Below are 21,278 nucleotides of genomic sequence, written 5' to 3'. Positions count from 1 at the left end.
TGCCGCACAGCGGCTCCCTTCGGCGGAAACGGCGAACTGGCTGGACTTCCGCACGCGGCGTCGCCCGCCGACGGGCGGGCGGGACGGGTGGCGCGGCGGGGCGCGGCGTGCGGCGGCCCCGACGGGGGCGGGGGACCGCCGCGTTGCGTCACTGGGAGCCCAGGGATCCCTCGATCTGCTCGTACTGGGAGAGCGCCACCCCGAGGCCGAAGAAGGTCGGCGCCCATTCGCCGATGAAGATCCCCCACCGGTCCGCGCGGTCGACCCCGGCGTGCTCGGTCCTGTTGGACGTCATCCAGGTGACCAGGGCGCCGCCGATGGAGACGAACGCCGCGAGATAGGCGTGCTCGCTGCGTACACCCGCTTCATGCATCTTCTTGACGATCATGCTGTACCTCTTCCACGTGGGGGGCTGACCGCCAGAGCGGTCGGACCCGACATGGGTAGCCGGACCCCGCTCACGCCAAACCTCGACGGAAGTTGTGCACCTGCTTGCCGTACGGAGGTTTGCGCCGCGTGCCGCGACGGCCGGACCATGGCACCATGCGGCCCGACCCCCCACCTCTCCGCCCGGCGGTGCCCCGGCCCGCCGAGGCACCGCCGGTGCTGCTCCCGGTGGGCGCCGCCGCCAAGCGGCTGCGGACCAACGCCGCCACCCTCCGGGCCTGGGAACGCCGTTACGGCCTCGGCCCCTCGGGGCGCAGTAGCGGCGGCCACCGCCGCTACTCCCCGGACGACCTCCGGCGCCTGCAGCGCATGCTCGACCTGCTGCGCCAGGGCGTCGCCGCCGCTGACGCGGCCCGCGTGGTGCGGACGGCACCGACCGCCGACCGCACACCGCCCGACGTCGTCGCCCGGGATCTCCTCACCGCCATGCACGCCCTCGACGCGCCCGCGCTCACCCGCCTCGCGGGCGCGGCACTGCGCCGGCACGGTGCCGCCGGGGCCTGGACGGCCGTGTTCGCGCCCGCCCTCGTGGCCATCGGCGACCACTGGAACGCCACCGGATGCGGCGTCGAGACCGAGCACCTGGCCAGCGGCATCCTCGAAGCCGCCCTGCGCGGGCACCTCGCGGCCCGCCCGGTCGACGTCGCGCGCCCGCCCGTCCTCCTGGCCGCCGCGCCCGGGGAGCACCACACCCTGCCGATGACGGCGCTGGCCGCAGCCCTCGCCGAGCGTGGCCAACCCGGCGTCCTGACCGGGTACCTGCCCGGCCGCGCGCTCGCCGACGCCGTCGCAGCCGTCCGCCCGCACGCGGTCGTCCTGTGGGCGCGCCGGGCCACGACGGCTGACGTCGCCCTGCTGCGCCGCGCGGCTCAGGCGGGTCCGGCGCCGGTGCACCCGGCGGGCCCCGGCTGGCCGACGCCCCCGTCCGACGGGACGTCCGCACCCCTCCTGGTGAGCCTGCCCGACGCCGTACGCGCCCTGACGGCCCGCGCTCCCGCTCCCCGGAGCGGCCCGGCGTGAGGTGAGGGCGGGCGCCCGGCCGAACCAACCCCCCTGCGTCACCAGCCGGCTGACCGGGCATCGGCTGACGTGCGGCGGAACCGGCGGGGGCGGACAACGCCTTCGCACACCCGGGATGCCGTCCGGCCGGATTCCTGTCGGAAGCCTTGACAACGCAATTGGTCTGGACCAGCTTGTACGTCCACGGTGGCCACCGCACCCACGGAGCCGGAAGCCCCTGCCCCGGCACCTCTCCCGATCCCCCACCGGAGGACGCAAGTGGACCGCAGCACACCCGCCCGCAGAGGGCTGGGAGCAGGGCTGGCGCTCGCCCTCGGCGCCGGACTCTGTCTCATGGGAACGGCCGGAACCGCGCAGGCCGCGGACGTCAACGTCGTCAAGAACGCCGGATTCGAGTCCGGCCTCAGCAACTGGTCCTGCTCCGCCGGCAGCGGTGCGGCCGTCTCCTCACCCGTCCGCACCGGCGCCGGCGCGCTCAAGGCCACGCCCGCCGGTCACGACAACGCCCGGTGCACCCAGACCCTCAAGGTCAAGCCCGGCTCCACGTACACCGTCAGCGCCTGGGTGCAGGGTGGCTACACCTATCTCGGGGCGACCGGGACGGGCACCACCGACGTGTCCACCTGGACCCAGGGCAGCGGGTCCTGGACCAAGCTCTCCACCAGCTTCACCACCGGCGCCGACACCGACTCGGTGACCGTCTACACCCACGGCTGGTACGGCACGGCCGCTTACCACGTCGACGACGTCAGCGTGTTCGGCCCGGACGGAGGCGGCGGCACCGACCCCGACCCCGTCGTGCCCGAGGCCCCCGACGCGCCCACGGTCGGCACCGTCACCTCGTCCTCGATCGCGCTGAGCTGGGCCCCGGTCACGGGGGCCACCGGCTACAACGTCTACCGCGACGGCAGCAGGGTCCAGTCCGTCAGCGGCACCGCCGCCACGGTGAGCGGGCTGGCGGAGGACACGGCGTACGACTTCCAGGTGACGGCGACCAACGCGGCCGGTGAGTCCGGGAAGTCCGCCACCGTCACCGGGCGCACCTCCAAGGGAGGCACCCCGCCCGGCAACCCGGCGGTGCCCAAGCACGCTCTGACGGGCTACTGGCAGAACTTCGACAACGGCGCGACCGTGCAGAAGCTGCGGGACGTGCAGGACCAGTACGACATCATCGCGGTGGCCTTCGCCGACTCCACGAGCACGCCCGGTGAGATCGTCTTCAACCTCGACCCGGCCCTCGGCTACTCCTCCGAGGCGGAGTTCCGGTCCGACATCGCGGCCAAGCAGGCCGACGGGAAGTCCGTGATCATCTCGGTCGGCGGCGAGAAGGGCAACGTTCTCATCAACAGCGACGCCGCCGCCACCGCGTTCGCGAACAGCACCTACGCCCTGATGCAGGAGTACGGCTTCAACGGGGTCGACATCGACCTGGAGCACGGCATCAACTCCACCTACCTCACCAAGGCGCTGCGTCAGCTCTCCGCCAAGGCCGGTCCCTCCATGGTGCTCACCATGGCCCCGCAGACCATCGACATGCAGCACACCGGTACCGAGTACTTCAAGCTGGCGCTCGCCGTGAAGGACATCCTCACGGTCGTCAACATGCAGTACTACAACAGCGGTTCGATGCTCGGCTGCGACGGTCAGGTCTACTCGCAGGGCTCGGTGGACTTCCTCACCGCGCTGGCCTGCATCCAGCTGGAGGGCGGGCTCGACCCCTCGCAGGTCGGCCTCGGCGTCCCCGCGTCCACGCGGGGTGCGGGCAGCGGCTACGTCTCCCCGACGATCGTCAACAACGCCCTGGACTGCCTGACTCGCGGCACCAACTGCGGCAACTTCACGCCGTCCACGACGTACCCGTCCCTGCGCGGCGCGATGACCTGGTCGACGAACTGGGACGCCACGGCGGGCAACGCCTGGTCCAACGCGGTCGGACCGCACGTCCACAACCTGCCGTAACGACGGCACCGGCGACGCCGGAAGGGCCGTGCCACCCGCTCGAGCGGGCGGCACGGCCCCTCGCACGTCCGCCCGTGGCCAGGGGCGTGAGGCCGCTACTGTTCCCGGCCACGGGATCAGGTGGCGAGAGCCGCCGTGCTCCAGATGGCTCCGATGCCCTCCTCGACGCGGCGGGCGTGGAACACCGCCTCCTCCGGGTCGTCGCCGCGGTGCAGGCCCTCCTGGGCGACGTCCATCGCCAGGTCGCGCATGGCGCCGTCGCCCGTGTCGTCGTAGTAGTCAACGACCTCTTCCGGAACGTCGGCTCCGGCCTCGCGCAGGCGGCGGGCCACGGCCGCTCCACCCGCGAAGTACGTGACCATGTCGGAGTGGGAGGCCAGTGCGGCGGCCGCCTGCCCGCCGGTCAGCGCCACCCAGGACAGGGCCTCGTTGAACGGGGCGGCGCCGGGATCGCCGCACCGGCGGGTCAGCTCGGACTCCCGCATGCCCAGTGCGCGGCCGGCTTCGCGCAGCTTCGGGGTCGCCTCGTGAACGAGCCGCCCCAGTGCGAGCCACAGCTCCGTGGCGCGATCACTGTGGAAGCGGGTCAGCAGGGAGCCGTAGGCGGCGAGTTCCGCCGTGTGGCACTGAGCCTCGATGGTGACCAGACGACGCAGGCGGACGCTGGGATCCCCACCGCGGGCCAGCGCCTCGGGGAGAGCATTGTCCACCGGACGGAGGTCGCGGAGGCGTTCGATCTCAGCGACGGCCGTGCGGACGTCGGTACGGTTCGCGGTGCTCATGGATTTCCCTTCTCTCGGTGCGCGTGCTGCTGCTGGGCCCGCGGCGGAGGCAGATAGCCCACATCGCGGAGGTGGCGCAGGTTCAGATCGATCAGCCGGGCGTCGACCGTCGGGCACGCGGGCCCGCCTCCGGCCGTGGCCCGCTCGGTGTTGTGTCGGTCGAAGTCGGGGAACGTGCCGGCGAAGTACATCTCCTTGACCGACAGCTCGGAGTCGTGGGCCGACTCGGTGAACATGGGGATGTACGGGGCCATCGGGTGCTCCGGGTCCCGCGCCGTCCAACCGGCCACTGCGTCAACCCAGGTGTCGTAGGGCACCTTCTCGACCTGATAGCCCAGAGCGCACAGCCGCTCGACCAGCAGGTCCAGCCGAGCGGCCCGTGGGTTGGTGATGTGGTAGACGCGTCCGTCCGGCTTTTCGTGCGTGATGACCCGCGTGATGACCTCGGCCGTGTAGTCCACGGGTACGAAGTCCAGGGGGAGCGGGATGTCGGGGGCGAGACCGCTCTCGGCGATCGTGCGGAACAGCGCGCACATCATGGTGTCCGTGTTCCACACACCCCGGTCCGTCGTACCGGTGATCTCGTAGGGGCGGTGGATCGCCACGGGCAGGCCCCGCTCGCCGGCCTGAGCGACCAACCGCTCGGCCACCCACTTGGTCTCCATGTAGCCCAGGGAGAACTGTTCAGGGTGGTCGAGGGGCGTGTCCTCGCCGACGTGCCGCACGCCGGCGGCGCCGAAGCCCGCGATGACGCCGATCGTGGAGACGTGGTGGACCGTCTTGAGGCGGTGTGTGCCCGCCAACTCGAGCACCGTGCGGGTGCCGCCGACGTTGGCGGGGGCCAAGGTGTGGTACGGATAAGCGAAGTTGACACGGGTGCCGGAGTGCACGATGAGGTCGCAGGCGCGCGCCAGCTCGTCCCAGGCCGACTCGTCCAGACCGAAGCGTGGTTCGGACAACTCGCCGGGGACGGGTATGACGCGGTCCTCGCACGTCGAGGCGTCCAGACCGTAGCGGCGCATGCGTGCGGCGATGCGGCGAGCACCCTCCTCGGCGTCCCGCGCCCGGGTCAGGCAGTACACCCGCTCGGCCCCTGCCCGTACGAGCCGGTCGATCAGGTGGACACCGAGGAAGCCGGTTCCGCCCGTCAGGAGTACTCGGCCCGGTGTTCGGTCGGACGCCGCAGGTGCGGTGAAACGCAGTGCCGGGTCCAGTCGTGCCTCGGCCCGAAAGTCCGGCCGCCCGCCGTGGTCGGTCGGCCGTGCGCCCGGAGCGGCCAGTTCGCGGGCCCGGGTGGTGAAGGTGGCGAGCGTGGCCCCGTCCAGCAGGCTGCGGATCAGCTCCGTGCTGCGCCGCGCGGGGATGCCGAAGTGTCGCCGAGTGGCGGCGGCGACCTGGGTGGCCAGCAGTGAGGTGCCGCCGAGGGCGAAGAGATCGTCGCCTCGTGCCACCGTCCCGACGCCGAGCCGGTCGTGCCAGACGCGGGCGACGGCCTCCTCGTCCTCGCCCCGGGGAGGCGGGCCACCGGACGCGGTCGTCCGCCGTTCCGCGACGAGTGCCAGCAGACGGTCGCGGTCGGCTTTGCCGCTCGTGGTCAGCGGCAACCCCGCCGTTGCGACGATCCGGGTGGGCACCATGTACGTCGGGAGCCGGTCGCGCGCATGGGACTGGAGCTGTCGTACCAGCGCTTCGGCGTCGATCCCCGGAGCACAGGCCACGGCGGCGCCCAGCTGTTCGCCGCCGCCTTCACCGAGGACGTCGACGACCGCCTCCCGTACGTCGGCGTGGGTGCTCAGCACGTTTTCGATCTCGTCGAGCTCCACGCGGAAACCGCGTAGCTGCACCTGGCGGTCCCGTCGGCCGAGGAACTCCAGGACGCCGTCGGCGCGCCAACGCGCCATGTCGCCGGTCCGGTAGAGACGTCCTTCCGGATCCTCGCCGAAGCGGTCGGGTACGAAGTGTTCGGCCGTCCTCTCGGGGGCGTTGAGGTACCCCAGCGCCACACCGTCGCCGCCGAGCCACAGCTCGCCCTCCTCGCCCACGGCGGCGGGTTGCCCGTCTCGGCGTACGACGTAGGCGGTGGTGTTGGGCAACGGGGTGCCGATGGGCACGTGCTCGGCGTGTGGGGAGAGCGTGTCGATGATGTGGCTCGTGCTGATCACGGCGTTCTCCGACGGCCCGTACCCGTTGACCAGGAACCGCGGCCCGCCCCGGCGGAGCACCGCCCGGACGGCCGACGGGCTCAGCGTGTCCCCGCCCGCCATGAGGCAACGCAGACCGGAGAACATGCCGGGTGCCGTCTGCGCGTGCTGGTGGAACAAGCCCGCGCTCAGCCAGGCCACCGTGATCCCCTCCTCCCGCAACGTGGTCCTCAGGGACTCGGTGTCCAGCGGGGCGTCCGGATCCGGCAGGACCAGGCAGGCACCGTTGAGCAGGGGGCAGAAGAACTCGTAGCAGGAGACGTCGAACGCCGGGTTGGTCGTGGCGAGCAGTCGTTCGCCGGGGCCCGGAATCGCCGGATGGTCGGCCGCGGCGAATCGAACCAGCCCCCGGTGGGTGCAGACCACGCCCTTCGGGGTGCCGGTCGAACCGGAGGTGTAGACGACGTAGGCGGCATCGGTCGCCCGGCGCCCGTCGGTCCACCGGGTCCGGCGCGAGGGAAGTGGGTGGGCGGCCGCCTCCTCGGCCGTGACGAGGGTCGCGGTGGTGGCCCCGGGAAGACCGGTGTCCGGTGCGGCCACCACGTGACCGGCCCCGGAGTCCTCCAGGATCGAGGAGAGCCGTGCCTCCGGGGGGTCCGGGTCGAGCGGAAGGTACACGCCCCCGGCCTCAAGGATGCCGAGCGCCGCAACGACGGCGTCCGGGGACCGGTTGAGGAGCATCGCGACGGTGTCGCCGTCGCCCACGCCCCGGTGGCGCAGGTACGCAGCCGTCCGGCGTACACGTTCCTGGAGCTCGTGGTAGGTCCAACGTCCGCCCGGCCACAGCAGGGCGAGAGCGTCCGGGGCGCGTTCGGCCCGCTCGGCGAAGAGCCCCGGCAGGAGCGCGTCGCGCGGGTAGTCGCTGGCCGTGGCGTTCCACCGCCGGACGTGCTCGGGGACGGGTCGGGTCGGGGAGTCGGCAGGACACATGAGGGAAACCCTTCGGAGAGGAGGATCGGGGTAGGCGGCGTCCGGTCAGCCGGTCAGCCGGTCAGCCGGTCAGCCGGTCAGCAGGACCTTCCCGGCACTGCCGCGCCGCAGCGCGTGGTCCAGCGCCCGTGGGTGGTCCCCCAGGTCGTAGCGGGCGGCAACCTCGAAGCCCGGCAGGCCCGCGGCCACCGCGGTGTGGACGTCGTCCATCAGGCGGCCGACCGCATCCCTCGCGGGAGGCCCCAGCTCTTCCAGCCGTTCCGGCAGCCAGAATCCGGACACGCGTACCCCGCGGAAGATCAGCTCCGCGGGCGGGACCGGTAGTGGGTCGCCGGAGAGCAGGCCGTAGGAGACGAACCGTCCACCGGCGCGAACGCAGCGCAGCGCGGCCCCGCCCACGGCTCCGCCCACCGCGTCCAGCGCGGCGTCCACCCCGCGGCCTCCGGTGGCCTCCCCTACGCGTGCTGTCAGTTCGGCGGCCGTGCGGGCGTGCAGCGGGAGCGCACCGCTGTCCCTCAGCCCGGGGCACGCCTCCGTCCGCCGAACGGCGGCAAGGCAGCGCAGGCCCCGACGGGCGGCGAGCCAGACGATCATGCGGCTGACGGCGGACGAGCCGGCCGTGAGAAGCACCGTCCCGCCCTCCCACAGCGCGAGGCCGTCCAGCAGGAGGTGGGCCGTGGGCGGGTTGATCGTCAGTTGGCAGCCGGTGTCCAGTGACACGCGCTCGCCGACGGGCAGTACGTCCGTCGCCGGTACACAGACGTATTCCTGCCAGGTACCGTCGGCGGCGACGGCCACGCGTGCTCCGGGCGGCGGGCCCACCGTCTCCGGACCCAGAGCATTGACCAGCCCGGCGCCCTCGAAGCCCGCGATCGCGAGGGCGGGGCCCTCCTTCGGACGCGCCGAGGTGCTCCCACGGGGCGCGAACCGGGCGGGGCGGCCGTAGCGGCCCGCGATGGACAACAGGTCGGAGGGGTTGACCGGGCGGGCGGACAACCGCACGCGCACTTCTCCGGGCCCCGGCTCCGGCACCGCGATGTCGACCTGCTGAAGCACCCGGGCGGGATCACCGTGTTGGGCGAAGACGAGCGCCCTCACGTCAGTCCTCCTCGACGGGCCCGGTCGCGGCCAGCTCCGCGCCGAGGGAGGCGAGCGAGGCACGCCCGGAGTGGACGAGCTTGTTGACCAGTACGCTGGAGGCGCTTCCCGCCGCCAGCGCGGCGGCCAGGTGCCCAGCCTCACCCGCGCCACCGGAGGCGACCACCGGGAGGCCGGACGCCCGGGCCACGGCCTCGGTCAGGGCCAGGTCGTACCCGGCCGAGGTGCCCTCCCGGTCAACGCTGTTGGCGAGGACCGCCGCGAGTCCCAGGTCGCCGTACCGCCGTGCCACCTCCGTGGCGCGCAGGCCGGTGGACGTGGCCCCGCCGTGGACGAGCACGTGCCAGCCGCCCTCTCCGTCGGACGCACAGTTGAGGACGCCCAGGAGTCGGTGACCGCCCAACTCGGCGGCGGTCGCGGCGACGAGGTCGGGTTCCTCGGCCATGCTGGTGCTCACCGCGACCTTCGCCGCGCCGGCCGCGAGCAGCGCTCGGCACGCCGCCGGGGAGGTCAGTACGCCCTGTTGTACGGAGACGAGCAGGGCGAGCCCGGTCCTGTCCAGAGCACGCAGCAGGTCCGGCAGGTAGCCGACGTCGTCCCACGGGTCGACGACGTCCAGGAAGAGCGTGGTCGCCCCGTCGCGCGTGTAGCCACCGGCGATCTCGACGACGTCCCGGCGGTCGGAGAGGCCGGGATGGCCGGCCGGTTCGGTGGCCATCCCCCCGGCGACGTCGACGCACGGGATCACCGCCTCGTACCACCGGGAGCGGGCGCGGGGTGTCATGTGCTCACGAGTCATCGTTCGATTTGCCCTTCACGTCGTTGTGGAGGCGCCGCAGCCGGTCGGCGTCGGGCGCCAGTTGTGTGGCTACGGTGACGGCGGAGGCCATGGCGGCCTCCTGGGTGTCGATCGGTGTGGTGCAGTGGCCCGCGAAGAAGAGACGCCGGCTGCCGCCGCCTGTGGCCAGCCGACGCCGGGCCCGTGTCGCCCCCGGCGTGGGCAGCGCGGTCCGGTAGGTGGCACGGGCGAGCTCCCGTCGCGGCCGGTGGGGACGGTGCGTGAGCTGGCTGACGAACAGGTCCGTGCCGAACGACGGCCCGTACCACGTCGTCGTCTCGCTCCAGCCCTCGTGTACGGAGGTGTTGGTCGTGGACCACGCCGCCCGGTCGTCGGGCATACCGAACGGGTCGCCGTGCAGCGCGTAGGTGAGGGTCCGGTAGGGGATCGCGCCCAGCGTGGCGCGCACGTCCTCCGTGTCGGCCAGCGGGACGAGAACCTCGCGCGCCCGGTCCGCCGGCAGTGCCAGAACCACGGCGTCCACGGGGTGCACACCGCCGACCATGTCGATCAAGGCGAAGCCCGCACCGTCGGCGCTGACGGCACGCAGTGGTGCTCCGACCCGCATGGTGGCCCCTTGTGTCGCCCCGGCGAGCGCCGCGGGCAGGGCCGCCGCGCCGTCGCGCAGATAGGTGACCTGCGGCGTCCCCTCTCGCTCCGCGTGCGCGAACGGCGCACCGGCGGCACGCGCGGACAGGCCGCGCGCCTCCTCCACCCTGCAGCCGTGCAGGGACGCGGGCAGAGCGAACAGTAGATCCGCCTGGGCACGGACGGGCGGGGGCCACCGCTGTGCCAGTTCTCCCAGGGTGACGTCCCAGCTCATCTCCTCCGTCTGCCAGCGGGCGGCCTCAGCAGAGAAGTGGTCCAGCGCCCGTCGTGACGGCCCGTGCCCGGTCACCGGACGGCCGCCGGGGGCGGGCCCGGCCGGGGACACCCACACCGGCGCCGCCTCTCCGGGTCGCAGGAGTGTGCGGGTGGCGCGGGAGGTCACCAGGTCGTCTGCGGTGAAGCCGAGTTCGGCGGCGACGTGGCGCCAGACGGGGAAGGCGTCGGGCGCGGTCTCCCGCACACCGAGGTCCACCGCGTGGGTGCCTCCGCCGCTGCGGGCGGACAGCGACTCGGCGCTGCCCCCCAACCGTGGCCGAGCTTCCAGGAGCACGATGTCGTGGTAGCCGTCCAGCAGCCAGGCCAGTGTCAGGCCGGCGAGCCCGCCTCCGGCGATTCCGATCCGCATCGCGCGCCCCCTACCCGGCCGCCGGAGCGGGTGATCCGCTCCCGCTGCGCACTGCCGGCGGCCCGTGGGCCGCGAACTGCCAGAACCCGTCCAGGCCGGTCCGCAGCAGGTCGGCCACTGCTGTCGCCGTGTCCGCCGCGTCGCCGTGCCGCAGTCCGTCCTCGACCACGTCAGCCGCCAGATCGAGGAGTTCCGAGGGCGGCGGGGTGTCGTAGCACCTGCGGAACTCCTCCGGAACCTCGGTCCCCGTCGAGTCGAGGAGTCGTACCAGCTCCTGGCAGAGCGGGAAGTAGGCGGCGAAGTCGGTGTGTATCGCCAGGGCGGCGGCTGCCCGCTCGGCGTGCAGGGCCACCCACGAGACGGTGCCGGGGAAGGCGAAGGCGTCGAACGTGCCGTGCTGGTACGGAGGACCGGCCCGACTCGCGCCCAACGCATGGGCGCACCGCTCCAGTTGGGGCAGCCGTGAGCGCAGAGCGTCGTTGAGCCGGATGAACAACTCGGCGCTCGGGCCGTCCGGGAAACGTGCCAGCAGGGTCGCGTACGCGACGGTCTCCGCCCGCAGGCACAGGAGATCGGCCTGGACGAGGCGACGCAGCACATCGGTGTCGACCGGCCCTTGCCGGGCGAGTGCGATCAGAATATTCGGCCGCTGCACGAGCTTTTGGCGTTGAGCCTGTATGAGAAGATCGGCGCGGCGCGCTGAACCGTGCTCCACCAAAGGTCACCTTCCCAACGATGTCCGGGGCATGAATTCGAGCATGCGTGACCGGGTTCCCGGGCCCATCGGCCGCACACGGCGAGAATGCCGGTACCTTGGGGTGGGTCCCGAAGTACCGGTGCTCCGTCCACTTCCCGTCCGCCGGCGCCGCGGCGGCACAGGGGGAGGGGAAGAAGTTCGCCGAACCGACCGAACATCGCTCTGTACGGGCTGCGGAGAACGGGTCGGTGGGGCGTTTGAGTCGTGCGGGTGCAGGCGTGTTGAGGTGCTATCCGGCCGTGGGGACGCCGTCGAGAGGCCGGGGCATCGCCGGTGCTTTCGGCGCCGGGACTTTCGGGTAGGACACGGACACACTTACGTCAGTCGACTTCCGGGCGCGGCCACACCTGTGATCACGGAAGGGCCCACCACCTGCGCCGCCTTTCGGCGAGCGCGGAAAAGGAGGCATTCGTGCCCGACGAGCAATTCGGTCCCGGTGACCATGCGCCGCTGGATTCCCTGCGGGAAATCCTCGCGGTATTACGGGAGATCGAGCGCCTACTCGACGCGATGCTGCACCTGCTGGAGAAGAGTGGTGACCGGCGCCCCGTGCCGTCCGCGTCCCCCGGGGCCGGCGTCCCGGGAGAGTCCCCGCCCCGAACCCCTCCGCCGCGCGGGACCGGGCAGCACCGTAGCCTGACGCCGCGCGAGGGTGAGATCCACGCACTGTTGCTGACGGGTGCGTCCAATCGGGCCATCGCCCGGCGGCTGGGCATCACCGAGCGCACGGTCAAGAACAACCTGCACGCCGTCTACCGCAAACTCGGAGTCAGCGGTAGGGCCGAAGCCATGGCCCGCTTCCTCCCGAGTGCGTCGGAGACCGACGCGGCGGACGCGGCGGGTACTCCGCCCCTCGGCGGAGTGTCGGGGCCTGGGGCGGCCCCCGGCCGCCGCTCGTCGTCGGCCGATTGAGGTCGGCTTCGGCGGTGTGGGCGCCCGGGTGTGCAGAGCCGGACGCCCGCCGACCGCGTCCGCTCCACGCGCCGAACGACCCGCCCGCCTACAACCGGTGGGGCCCGATCGGGTGAGAGGAGGATACCGCCGCGTCACACCCTAGGCGTGGGACGTGAGGTAGCCGCCCATGGAGGTGAAGTACTCGGTCGCGGGCAGTTCACGGCCGTCCTCGGTCCGGACCCGGGTGAGGGCGAGGCCGTGGTTGCGGCCCGTCCGGGCGTCGGCCCCGGCGACGACCACCACGCCCTCGCCCTCGCGGTAGAAGATGCGGCCGGGTGTGCCGCCGTACCGGCCCTGCGACACCACGGCGGAGAGGATGTCGAGCCGCCTGCCCCGGTGGAAGGTGAACGCGGCCGGATAGGGGGGGGACTGCGCCCGGACCAGACGAGCGAGGTCCTGCGCGGGCCAGTCCCAGCCGATCGGGATGTCCTCCTCCGCGCGCTTGTGGAAGAAGGTGGCCTGTGAACGGTCCTGCGGCGTGAACTCCGTCTGCCCGGAGGCGATGAGGTCGAGGGCCCCGATCGTCACGGGGGCGATGAGGTCGACGGTCTTGGCGCACACCTCGGCGCTGCGGATCGTCACGGCCCACTCGCCGTCACCGCCCAGGCCCGTCCGGCCGACCATCCCCGCGGGGTAGCCGCGGTCCTCCGGCTCCAGTGCCGCGATGGCCGAGAGCGCACCGGTCCCGGGCACACCGCACACGGCCGGTGTCGGATGCAGTGCCTCGGCCAGCCCGAGCGCCGAGCGGGCGGGGTCGCCCGGGTCGGCCAGCCGCCCGATGATCCGGGTGCAGGTGCCACATGGTGGGGTTGCCGATCGCCGCGGGGTGGTCCGGCACCTCCAGGCCGACACGGAACCGGCCCAGCACCTCGGCCACCGGCGCGGCGGTGTGGGCGTGTTCGCCGAGGTCCTTGGCCGACGCGCGCAACCGCGCGATCCGCTCCCGATCGACCGCCTCGTCACCGGAACGCGGTGCGGACCCCGCCAGCGGGTTGGCCACCATGGTCGTCCCCCGACGGGAGACCAGCAGCTCCGGGCTGGCCCCGACCAGGGTGCGCGGCGCGGGGTCCCCGGGTGCCGTGACGTCCACGGCGAAGGCGTAGGCGGCCGGATCCGCCCGCACCAGCCGGGCCAGCAGCGCGGGGACCCACACCGGCGCGTCGGAGGTCAGCTCCAGACACCGTGCGAGGACGACCTTGCGCAGGTCACCGTCGCCGATCAGCCGCAGCGCGCGGCGGACGGCGTCGGCGTACCGCTCGGGTTCGGGGCGCGGGACGGCCGCCCACGCGGCTCCCGACCCCGCGCCGGGGGCGGAGACCTCCGACGCGGCGTCCGCGCGCCGCACCACGGACGGCACGACCAGCGAGGACGCCGCGTCCGGCCGGAATCCGACCGCTCCGGCGACCACCGGTTCCGGCAGCCCCGCCGTCCTGGCGGCGTCCAGCGCCTCGGCGGCGGCCAGGGCCTTCGACCCGTCACCGGTCCACAACTGACGCTGCATCGGGGTGTCCGTCGAACCGGGGGAGACCACGTTGCACCGGATGCCGTGGCGGGCCACCTCCAGGCCGAGGCAGCGCGTGAGCATGGCGGCGGCGGCCTTGGACGCCGCGTACGCGCTCATGCCCGCCCGGGGCACGCCCGCCGCGTTGGAGGCCACGGTCACCAGCGCGCCGCGACCACGCGGCACCATCCGGTGGGTCCCCGTGCGCCTTCGCGCACCAGCGCGTCCACCACGGCGGCGCCGATCCCTCGGGCCGCGCCGGTGACCAGCGCCACCGAGCCCGCGACCCCCGAATCCCGGGCCAGCGTGCGCTCTCTCCTCCCGTTAGGCAAAGTAAGGCTAACCTAACCACCTGAGTCGATCCCTGGCAAGCGAGCCGAACCCGGCCCCCGAGCGGCCTGACGCGGCCTCATCTGGCCCGGTCACGTGGGGGCGTGAGGGTGTGAGGGCGTGCGCCACGTCGCACGGCGCGGGGGGAGGGTGCCCTCCGGGCGCGGCGCGGCGGACACCGGCCCGGGCGGTCGACCGGCGGGCCCCGGGTTCGCGGCGTGGCGCAGGGGTACCCGGCCGACGTGAGCGGCTTCACCGGCGCACAGGGCCGGACCATGGGAGTGGAGGAGGAGTTCCTCCTCGTCGACGCGCGGACCGCCCGCCCGGCACCGGGGGCGACGGCCGTGCTCCGCCGCTGCGGCGCGCGGGAACCGACCGCGCAGGGCGTCGGCCTCAAGGGCGAGCTGTTCCGTACGCAGGTCGAGGCCGCCAGCCCGGTGTGTGCCACGGCGGGCGACCTGCTGACCGCGTTGACCGGGGCCCGCGCCCGCCTGGGGGCCGCGGCCCGGGCCGAGGGCCTGCGCCTGCTCGCCACCGGCACCGCCGTCCTCGCCGACGGCCCTCCGCCGCTCGCCGAGGGCGAGCGCTTCGCCCACATCGCCCACACCTACGCGGACGTCGTCGCCGACTACCAGGTCTGCGGCTGTCACGTGCACATCGGTGTTCCCGACCGCGACACCGCCGTCGCGGTGGTGAACCGACTCCATCCCTGGCTGCCCGTGCTGCTGGCTCTCTCCGTGAACTCCCCCTACGCCGGTGGGCGCGACCGGGGCCACGCGAGCTGGCGCATGGTCGAGCAGTCACGCTTCCCCGGCTCCGGCGTCGCACCCCGCTGCGCGGGGGCCGCCGACCACGACGCCCGCGTCCGCGCCCTCGTCGAGTGCGGCGTGCTCGCCGACGAGCACATGAGTTTCTGGCTGGCCCGCCCCTCCGGCCGGCTGCCCACGGTCGAGTTCCGCGTCGCCGACACCGCCGCAACGGCGGCCGAAGCGCTGCTGCAGGCGTTGCTGTGCCGGGCGCTGGTCGACCGGGCCCTCACCGACATCGCCGCCGGCCTCCCCGAACCGCCCCTGGACGGTCAGCTGTCGGCCGCCGCCGTGTGGTCCGCCGCCCGGTACGGCCTCAGCGGCCCGGCCGTCGACCCGGTGACCGGCCGCCGGATGTCCGCGAAGGCCCGCCTGCTCGACTTCCTGAGCCACGTGGCGCCGGCGCTCGACGCGGCGGGCGACACCGAGCGCGTGCGCACGCTCCTCGACATCCCGACGCGCGAGGGCACCGGAGCCACCCGCCAGCGCGACGCCCACCGGAGCGGCGGCCCCGCAGCCGTCGTGCGGTTCCTCGCCCATCAGACCGACGCGGAGTCATCCGCGGCGGGCTCGGTCTTCTGACGGCGAAGCCGCTTCGCGGTCTCGGGTGGACCGGTCATGCGCGCCGGGGCGTTCGGAGTTCGAGGTCAGGGCAGGGTGAGGACGCGCGGACCGTCCTCGGTGATGGCGACGGTGTGCTCGATGTGCGCGGCCCTGCTGCCGTCGATGGTGCGCAGCGTCCACCCGTCGAGGTCGGTGCGGTAGCTGTTGCGTCCTCCGGCCATGAGCATGGGCTCGATGGCGAGGGTGAGGCCGTGGCGCAGCGGGAAGCCCCGGCCGGGCCGTCCGTGGTTGGGGACGTGGGGGTCCTCGTGCATGCTGCGGCCGATGCCGTGACCGCCGAAGTCGCTCGGCATGCCGCATCGGGCCCTGCCGGCCACCGTGCTGATGGCATGGGAGATGTCGCCGATGCGATGGCCGACGGTGGCGGCGGCGATCCCGGCGTCCAGGGCTTGCTGGGTGGCGGCGATCAGTTCCAGGTCGGCGGGGCGCGGCGTCCCGACGGTGAAGCTGATCGCCGCGTCCCCGGTCCACCCGTCGAGCTGGGCTCCGCAGTCGAGGCTGACCAGGTCGCCGTCGCGCAGACGGTAGTCGCCGGGTATGCCGTGGGCGACCGCGTCGTTCACCGAGGCGCAGAGCACCGCGGGGAAGGGGGACGGTGCGAAGGCGGGGCGGTATCCCAGGAACGGGGAACGCGCGCGAGCCTCTGACAGCACGCTGCGGGCGGCCTCGTCGAGCTCGCGCAGGCGCACCCCGACGGACGCGACGGCCCGCGCGGCGGCCAGTGCGTGCGCGACGACGCGTCCGGCTTCCCGCATGGCCTGCAGGGCCGTGTCGGTCTTGATCTCCACCATGGGTCGGGTCTCCTCGCGACGCGATGCTTTCCAATACTTATACCGGTATTAGTATCACAGGCATGGTGAGAGTTCCCCTGAGTCCGCAGGAGCGGCGACGCGGAGAGCGCTTCGGTGTCCTGCTCCGCACAGCACGCGGTGACCGCAGCATGGTCGAGGTGGCGGCGGCGGCCGGAGTCTCGGCCGAGACACTCCGCAAGATCGAAACCGGGCGGGCCCCGACCCCGGCCTTCTTCACCGTTGCGGCTCTCGCCCACGCCCTGCACCTGTCCCTGGACGACCTGGCCGCCGCCTGCGCCGACGACGCCGAGGAGGACGACCGGGCCGCGTCGGCCTGACCGTCGCCTCGCGTTGACATCCCCCGCGCGCCGGGGGTCGGGCCGCGTGGTAAGAGTGCCGTGAGCGGGTCCACGCGTCGTGTTTGTATGGCAACTTAGGGGGTAGACGCCGCATTTCACGCCGTCGATGCGCGCACACGACGAAGGAGAAACGTTCCATGGCACAGCGGGAGCCGACCATCAGAAACCCCGACAAGGGCTACGTAGCACTGCTGGGCTGGAGTCTCAACGCGGTGGAGGCCCTTGACCGGTTCGACCGGCGCTACGTCGTCGTCGCGCCGGAATGGGCCGAGGAGTACTGCGTCGAACATGACATCCCCTATGTGCCGTGGAACTTCGAGCGGCTCAACGACCGCTCCATGGAGATCGCCGAAACCCTGCAGAACGAGGGTGTCGACGTCGCGATCCCGCTCTTCGAGGAAACCGTCGAATGGGCGGGAGCGATCAACTCCGTCCTGCTGGACAACCCGCGTCTGTACGGTCAGGCCATGCTGCTGAGGGACAAGGCCCTGATGAAGCGCCGCGCGCAGCTCGGCGGCATCCGGGTCGGAATCTTCGAGGAGGCCCACGACCGGGACGACGTCACCCGCTTCCTCAAGCGGGTGAACCAGACCCTGCTCAAGCTCGACGGCGACCCGAACGACCCGATCCACCTCAAGGCCTTCGACAAGGCGGGCTGCCTGGGGCACCGCGTCATCCGGACCCCCGACGAGGTCGACACGATTCCGGACGAGGAGTTTCCGATCCTCATGGAATCCCACCTCGACGGTTGGGAGTTCGCCGTCGAGGCGTGGGTGCACAACGGGAAGATCAAGTTCCTCAACATCTCCGAATATGTGACGCTGGGATACTCGGTCTTCGTGCCGGCCACTCCGGAGCTGGAGCGGTATCGCCCGCAGATCACGGCCCAGATCGAGAAGCTCATCAAGACGTTCGACATCGAGTTCGGCTTCGTGCACCCGGAATACTTCGTCACCAGTGACGGAGAGATGTATTTCGGCGAGGTCGCCTACCGCCCGCCCGGTTTCAAGGTGTTCGAGCTCCTGGAACGGGCTTACGGCTTCAATGCCTACCATGGGCTGGTGCTGGCCTTCGACCCGAAGACGACCGAGGAGGAGATCGACGCCTTCTTCCCGCGCGAGGTCGTCGACGCCTCCGGGGTCGCCGGTTGCTTCGGCGTCTACCCGCGCCGCCGCGTCGTCAGCGAGCTGGAGATCCCGGAGGAGACCGAGGACGACGACTACTACGAGTCACACGACCTCTCGACTCCGCTGGAGGAGACGGTCACCAAGAGGACCGCGTTCGGTACTCACTGGGGTCTGGTGTACTTCTTCGGTGAGGATCCGTACCGGATGCGGGACCTGCTGAAGAGGCAGGAAGAGCTCGACTTCTACGTCTGACGACATGGCGGACGTAGGGGAACTACCCGAGGAAGACCTGTGAAACCGACCGCCGACGTCCACGGTGAGGCCACGACGCTCGACAAGCGCGTGACCTCACTCGACGACGCCATCCTGGCCATGGCCGAAACCCGCGAGTTCGGCAAGCACACCAAGCTGCGGCGGCTCCTGGAGGCACTGCGCCGGGTGCTCCTGCAGCCGGGCGGCGCGGCAGCGGTCCAGGCCAGGGCACAGGCCCTCGAAGAGGCCGGGCTCTTCCTGGGGACGGACTGGGCGTCGCCGGAGATCCTCATCCCCGCGCTGGTCGGCGCGGGTCTGCACAGCGGCGACGCCGACACCGTCGTCATGGAGGCCACGAGCGAGCTGCGGATGCTCGCCATCGCCCGTGGCGACTTCACCCATCCCACGTTCCCCGCCGAGGACGCCCGGCAGTTCCTCTCCCAGGTGCTGGCGATGAACGTGGAACTGCTGTTCACCGCACCCAGCGAGGCGGAGCGCGTCCAGCGGGGCCGGACGGCACGGCTCGTCCGGGAGCTGTTCCGCCACCTCGCCGAGGAGATCGGTTACGACAGCGTCCTGGACGACCTGGTCGACGAGATCTGGCGGATCCTGCGCCAGCGCCCGATCCAGGTCGAGGCGGCGCAGTCCCTGATCACCCGGATCGCGGTCTACCGCGACGACCCGGACATCGACCTGGGCGCCTCGTCCGGGCAGGGCATAGACCGGCTCATCACGAGCCTTTTCGGGACCACCGAGGCGTGCCGGGAGGACCCCGGCATCGACGTCTTCCGCTCCCGACTCGAGGCGATGGACACCGGAGGACTCCAGTACGAGGCCACGGGGTTCGCCCGGGCGATGCACGACACCGGCCTGGTGTCGCCGTACCACGCGGAACTGCTCCGGTACCTCCTGCGCGAGAGCGACTACCTGCTGGCCGAGGCCCTGGGACTGTCCGACACCGGCCGGAACTGCCTGCTGCGCTACAGCCAACTGGTGCACCGGCTGATCGAGGTGGCCATCCACCCGCAGACCGCACAGAGCGTCTACGGGCTGGCACTGCTGCTCGACCGGGGCATCCTGTACGAGCCGCCTGTGGTGCCCTCCCTGTGGCGCCAGCTGGCCCTGGAGCTCTCCCCGGTCGCGCGGGAGCGGCTGACGACGGTCTTCGGCGCGGAACCGGGACCACAGGCCCGGCTGGTCGCGGGAGTGCTCTCGATGCTGGGGCAGCCGCTCGGCGTCGGCCAGGGGGACAACCCGACCTGCCAGTCGGCCCGAGCCCTGTCGATGTGGTCGTACAACGACCCGGACTACCTGCTGCAGATGGTCGTCTGGGCGGCCCGCGACGACGAGGTCCTCATGCACTTCGAGGGCCAGCCGATCTCGTCCAGGGACAGCGGGGCCGGGGTCGCGAGCACGCTCCCCATGGACCTGGACCCCGTGTCGCTCCTCGTCGTACCCCACCTGGACCGCATCTACGCCGAGATGGGGCGGCGCTGCGCCACCCGCCCCGGGGACCCGCACCGGTGGGTCAACCCCGAGTTCCACGGCTGGTGGGCGGCCCGCGAGTTCCACATCAACGTCGACGTCGCGACCGGCAACCTGGTCGACCTCGACGAGTTCCTGCGGCAGTTCCACGCCAGCTACCACCCGTCCTACAACGGCGAGCAGCCGCTGATCCATCCGCAGCCGGCCGGCGTCGCCGTCACGGACAGCGCGGCCCGGTACGTCGGCTGGCACGCGATCTCGATCCTGCGGGTCGTGCCGGACCCCCAGGACGTCATGCGGGTGTACTTCTTCAACCCGAACAACGACAGCGGCCAGGACTGGGGCGACGGCGTCGTCGTCTCCACCGCCGGCAACGGCGAGCGGTTCGGCGAGGCCTCCCTGCCGTTCGACCAGTTCGCCTCGCGGCTCTACATCTTCCACACCGACCCGCTCGAGCGCGGCGAACCGGAGCGGGTGCCCGCCGAGGACGTCGCCCGCATCATCGGCTACATCGAGCGCAGCTGGGGCAACGACCGGCTCCCCGGAGGGACGCTGCAGGCCCACGAAGGCCCCACCGCCCCGGAGGCCTGACCCCGGACCCGCTCCGCAGGCCGTGGGTCGCTCGGTATGCCCGGACGGCTCCGTGAAACGGGTCGAAACGCAGCGCCTGGTCCTTGACAACTGCATGGAACTGTGTGACATCCCGACGGGACGCCCGGCGACGGCACTCGAAGTCGCTGACGTTGCGGCAGGCCGAAGACGTGCTCCGTGCTGCGAAGAAGTCGCCGCTACACGCCTACATCGTGGTAGCACTCCTCACCGGGGCGCGAAGCGAGGAGCTGCGGCCCCTCACGTGGGACCACGTGGACCTTGAGGGCGGCCCGAAGGGCGAACCTCCGGTCCAGAGCCGTTCATCGCCGTGTGGCGATCGGTCCGGGCATCGGCGACACCAAGACCCGCACATCACGGCGAACCCTTGCTCTCCCGGCTCGGCCCGATGCTGCCCCGGTCGGGGCTCCGTCGCTCGCTCATCTCGCGTCCCTTCGGATCTGGTGTGCGCTGCCCAGGCCGTCCCGCGACCGAGCCTGTGCGTACACCAGGTAGTCCAGCGCCCGCATGCACGGCTCGCAGGCGAAGACCTGACCGTGCCCAGAAGGCGTCTTGGCCGCGCCGACCCACATCACCGGGCGATCGGTCGCGGAGCAGCGCCAGCACGTCCCTTGCGTCCACGTAGCGGTCACTGGCCGCCCCGCAGCTCCGCCCACACCCGCTTGCCCCACGGCAGCGGATCGCAGCCCCAGGCGGCGGCCAGGTGCTGCACGATGGCCAGCCCTCGGCCGTCCTCGGCGTCGTCGGTGGCGCCCCGACGCTGCGGCGGCACCTTCGAGAAGTCCACCACCGCGATGCGCACGGAGACGGGACCGGGCCGAATCACGGTCACCCGGATGGACTCCCGGCGGGCGTGCAGCACGGTGTTGGTCACCAGCTCGGAGACAACCAGGGCGGCGTCTTCGGCCAGGGCCTCCAGGCCCCAGCAGGCAAGGGAGATGTGGACCAGGCGGCGCGCGGCGGCTGCGCTCTCGGGCTCTCGGGGCAGGGACTCGGTGTAACCGGGATGCCCGACGGTGCGGGGCAAGACGCGCGTTGTAGGTTGCGGCATGTCGGTCTGCTCTCTCGGGTCGGCCAAGCCCCGGGGCCGTTCGCGCGGTCGCCGGGGCGCTTGCCGTCCATGTAAGCGAGCAATGGCAGAGCGTAACCAGGGACGCAACGTCCCACTTTTGAG

At 72.3% G+C, this 21,278-nt stretch carries 16 protein-coding genes and 4 pseudogenes; 7 read left to right on the top strand and 13 right to left on the bottom strand.

Features of this window, described 5'->3' with window-relative positions; all coding sequences use genetic code 11:
* Positions 1 to 148 precede the first annotated feature (148 nt).
* Positions 149 to 388 carry a hypothetical protein gene (locus V6D49_RS01585; RefSeq protein WP_340556405.1) on the bottom strand — a complete coding sequence of 80 codons (240 nt, stop codon included), beginning with the start codon at positions 386 to 388 and terminating at the stop codon, positions 149 to 151.
* Between the two features lie 155 nt (positions 389 to 543).
* Between V6D49_RS01585 and V6D49_RS01580 the strand changes: the two genes are divergently transcribed.
* On the top strand, positions 544 to 1,467 hold the full coding sequence (locus V6D49_RS01580; protein ID WP_340556404.1) for a MerR family transcriptional regulator: 924 nt from the start codon (positions 544 to 546) through the stop codon (positions 1,465 to 1,467).
* Positions 1,468 to 1,725: 258 nt separating this feature from the next.
* Positions 1,726 to 3,426 carry a chitinase gene (locus tag V6D49_RS01575; protein ID WP_340556403.1) on the top strand — a complete coding sequence of 567 codons (1,701 nt, stop codon included), beginning with the start codon at positions 1,726 to 1,728 and terminating at the stop codon, positions 3,424 to 3,426.
* Positions 3,427 to 3,542: 116 nt separating this feature from the next.
* Here the strand turns inward: V6D49_RS01575 and V6D49_RS01570 are convergent, their stop codons facing one another.
* From V6D49_RS01570 to V6D49_RS01545, 6 genes are all read right to left on the bottom strand, one after another.
* Positions 3,543 to 4,208, bottom strand: a complete 666-nt coding sequence (locus tag V6D49_RS01570) for a hypothetical protein (RefSeq protein WP_340556401.1) — start codon at positions 4,206 to 4,208, stop codon at positions 3,543 to 3,545.
* Complete coding sequence (locus V6D49_RS01565; RefSeq protein ID WP_340556399.1) at positions 4,205 to 7,339, bottom strand: amino acid adenylation domain-containing protein; 3,135 nt, start codon at positions 7,337 to 7,339, stop codon at positions 4,205 to 4,207. The genes V6D49_RS01570 and V6D49_RS01565 overlap by 4 nt, the downstream gene beginning before the upstream one ends.
* Positions 7,340 to 7,408: 69 nt before the next feature.
* Positions 7,409 to 8,437 carry a zinc-dependent alcohol dehydrogenase family protein gene (locus V6D49_RS01560; protein ID WP_340556398.1) on the bottom strand — a complete coding sequence of 343 codons (1,029 nt, stop codon included), beginning with the start codon at positions 8,435 to 8,437 and terminating at the stop codon, positions 7,409 to 7,411.
* Between the two features lies 1 nt (position 8,438).
* Positions 8,439 to 9,221 carry a HisA/HisF-related TIM barrel protein gene (locus tag V6D49_RS01555; RefSeq protein ID WP_340556396.1) on the bottom strand — a complete coding sequence of 261 codons (783 nt, stop codon included), beginning with the start codon at positions 9,219 to 9,221 and terminating at the stop codon, positions 8,439 to 8,441.
* A 4-nt stretch (positions 9,222 to 9,225) separates the two neighbouring features.
* Positions 9,226 to 10,509, bottom strand: a complete 1,284-nt coding sequence (locus V6D49_RS01550) for an FAD-dependent oxidoreductase (RefSeq protein ID WP_340556395.1) — start codon at positions 10,507 to 10,509, stop codon at positions 9,226 to 9,228.
* A 10-nt stretch (positions 10,510 to 10,519) separates the two neighbouring features.
* Positions 10,520 to 11,164: a hypothetical protein gene (locus V6D49_RS01545; protein ID WP_340556393.1), complete on the bottom strand. Its 645-nt coding sequence runs from the start codon at positions 11,162 to 11,164 to the stop codon at positions 10,520 to 10,522.
* Between the two features lie 513 nt (positions 11,165 to 11,677).
* On the opposite strand from V6D49_RS01545, the gene V6D49_RS01540 reads away from it, so the two are divergent.
* Positions 11,678 to 12,178 carry a helix-turn-helix domain-containing protein gene (locus V6D49_RS01540; RefSeq protein ID WP_340556392.1) on the top strand — a complete coding sequence of 167 codons (501 nt, stop codon included), beginning with the start codon at positions 11,678 to 11,680 and terminating at the stop codon, positions 12,176 to 12,178.
* A 141-nt stretch (positions 12,179 to 12,319) separates the two neighbouring features.
* On the opposite strand, the pseudogene V6D49_RS01535 reads toward V6D49_RS01540, so the two are convergent.
* The 4 pseudogenes from V6D49_RS01535 to V6D49_RS26170 form a co-directional block, all read right to left on the bottom strand.
* Positions 12,320 to 12,772 (bottom strand): annotated as a pseudogene (locus V6D49_RS01535) (methionyl-tRNA formyltransferase); the annotation flags it as partial.
* Positions 12,773 to 12,811: 39 nt separating this feature from the next.
* A pseudogene (locus V6D49_RS01530) lies at positions 12,812 to 12,913 on the bottom strand (isochorismate synthase); the annotation flags it as partial.
* Positions 12,914 to 13,052: 139 nt separating this feature from the next.
* A pseudogene (locus V6D49_RS01525) lies at positions 13,053 to 13,628 on the bottom strand (chorismate-binding protein); the annotation flags it as partial.
* Positions 13,605 to 13,928: pseudogene (locus tag V6D49_RS26170) on the bottom strand (SDR family NAD(P)-dependent oxidoreductase); the annotation flags it as partial. The pseudogenes V6D49_RS26170 and V6D49_RS01525, both read right to left, overlap by 24 nt.
* Positions 13,929 to 14,293: 365 nt before the next feature.
* On the opposite strand from V6D49_RS26170, the gene V6D49_RS01520 reads away from it, so the two are divergent.
* Positions 14,294 to 15,439 (top strand): carboxylate-amine ligase, encoded by a 1,146-nt coding sequence (locus V6D49_RS01520; protein WP_340556390.1) that lies wholly within the window; start codon positions 14,294 to 14,296, stop codon positions 15,437 to 15,439.
* Positions 15,440 to 15,504: 65 nt separating this feature from the next.
* Here the strand turns inward: V6D49_RS01520 and map are convergent, their stop codons facing one another.
* Positions 15,505 to 16,272: a type I methionyl aminopeptidase gene (gene map / locus V6D49_RS01515; RefSeq protein WP_340556388.1), complete on the bottom strand. Its 768-nt coding sequence runs from the start codon at positions 16,270 to 16,272 to the stop codon at positions 15,505 to 15,507.
* Positions 16,273 to 16,334: 62 nt separating this feature from the next.
* Here map and V6D49_RS01510 point away from each other — a divergent pair, with 62 nt between their 5' ends.
* The 3 genes from V6D49_RS01510 (at position 16,335) to V6D49_RS01500 (ending at position 20,086) form a co-directional block, all read left to right on the top strand.
* Entirely contained in the window at positions 16,335 to 16,610 is a 276-nt protein-coding gene (locus V6D49_RS01510) for a helix-turn-helix domain-containing protein (RefSeq protein ID WP_340556387.1), read from the top strand.
* A 158-nt stretch (positions 16,611 to 16,768) separates the two neighbouring features.
* Entirely contained in the window at positions 16,769 to 18,010 is a 1,242-nt protein-coding gene (locus V6D49_RS01505; protein WP_340556385.1) for an ATP-grasp domain-containing protein, read from the top strand.
* 39 nt (positions 18,011 to 18,049) lie between these two features.
* On the top strand, positions 18,050 to 20,086 hold the full coding sequence (locus tag V6D49_RS01500) for a hypothetical protein (protein ID WP_340556383.1): 2,037 nt from the start codon (positions 18,050 to 18,052) through the stop codon (positions 20,084 to 20,086).
* Positions 20,087 to 20,732: 646 nt separating this feature from the next.
* Here V6D49_RS01500 and V6D49_RS01490 read toward each other — a convergent pair.
* On the bottom strand, positions 20,733 to 21,131 hold the full coding sequence (locus V6D49_RS01490; RefSeq protein ID WP_340556381.1) for an ATP-binding protein: 399 nt from the start codon (positions 21,129 to 21,131) through the stop codon (positions 20,733 to 20,735).
* Positions 21,132 to 21,278: the final 147 nt, after the last annotated feature.

The sequence above is a fragment of the Streptomyces sp. GSL17-111 genome (assembly GCF_037911585.1).
Lineage (GTDB): Bacteria > Actinomycetota > Actinomycetes > Streptomycetales > Streptomycetaceae > Streptomyces.
This window is presented reverse-complemented; position numbering and strand designations above follow the sequence as displayed.

Bases quoted from the DNA above. Each gene is read 5' to 3' on its own strand.
- map (WP_340556388.1), bottom strand. From the start codon at position 16,272: ATGGTGGAGATCAAGACCGACACGGCCCTGCAGGCCATGCGGGAAGCC.
- V6D49_RS01570 (WP_340556401.1), bottom strand. From the start codon at position 4,208: ATGAGCACCGCGAACCGTACCGACGTCCGCACGGCCGTCGCTGAGATC.
- V6D49_RS01585 (WP_340556405.1), bottom strand. From the start codon at position 388: ATGATCGTCAAGAAGATGCATGAAGCGGGTGTACGCAGCGAGCACGCC.
- V6D49_RS01580 (WP_340556404.1), top strand. From the start codon at position 544: ATGCGGCCCGACCCCCCACCTCTCCGCCCGGCGGTGCCCCGGCCCGCC.
- V6D49_RS01550 (WP_340556395.1), bottom strand. From the start codon at position 10,509: ATGCGGATCGGAATCGCCGGAGGCGGGCTCGCCGGCCTGACACTGGCC.
- V6D49_RS01555 (WP_340556396.1), bottom strand. From the start codon at position 9,221: ATGACACCCCGCGCCCGCTCCCGGTGGTACGAGGCGGTGATCCCGTGC.
- V6D49_RS01505 (WP_340556385.1), top strand. From the start codon at position 16,769: ATGGCACAGCGGGAGCCGACCATCAGAAACCCCGACAAGGGCTACGTA.
- V6D49_RS01565 (WP_340556399.1), bottom strand. From the start codon at position 7,339: ATGTGTCCTGCCGACTCCCCGACCCGACCCGTCCCCGAGCACGTCCGG.
- V6D49_RS01510 (WP_340556387.1), top strand. From the start codon at position 16,335: ATGGTGAGAGTTCCCCTGAGTCCGCAGGAGCGGCGACGCGGAGAGCGC.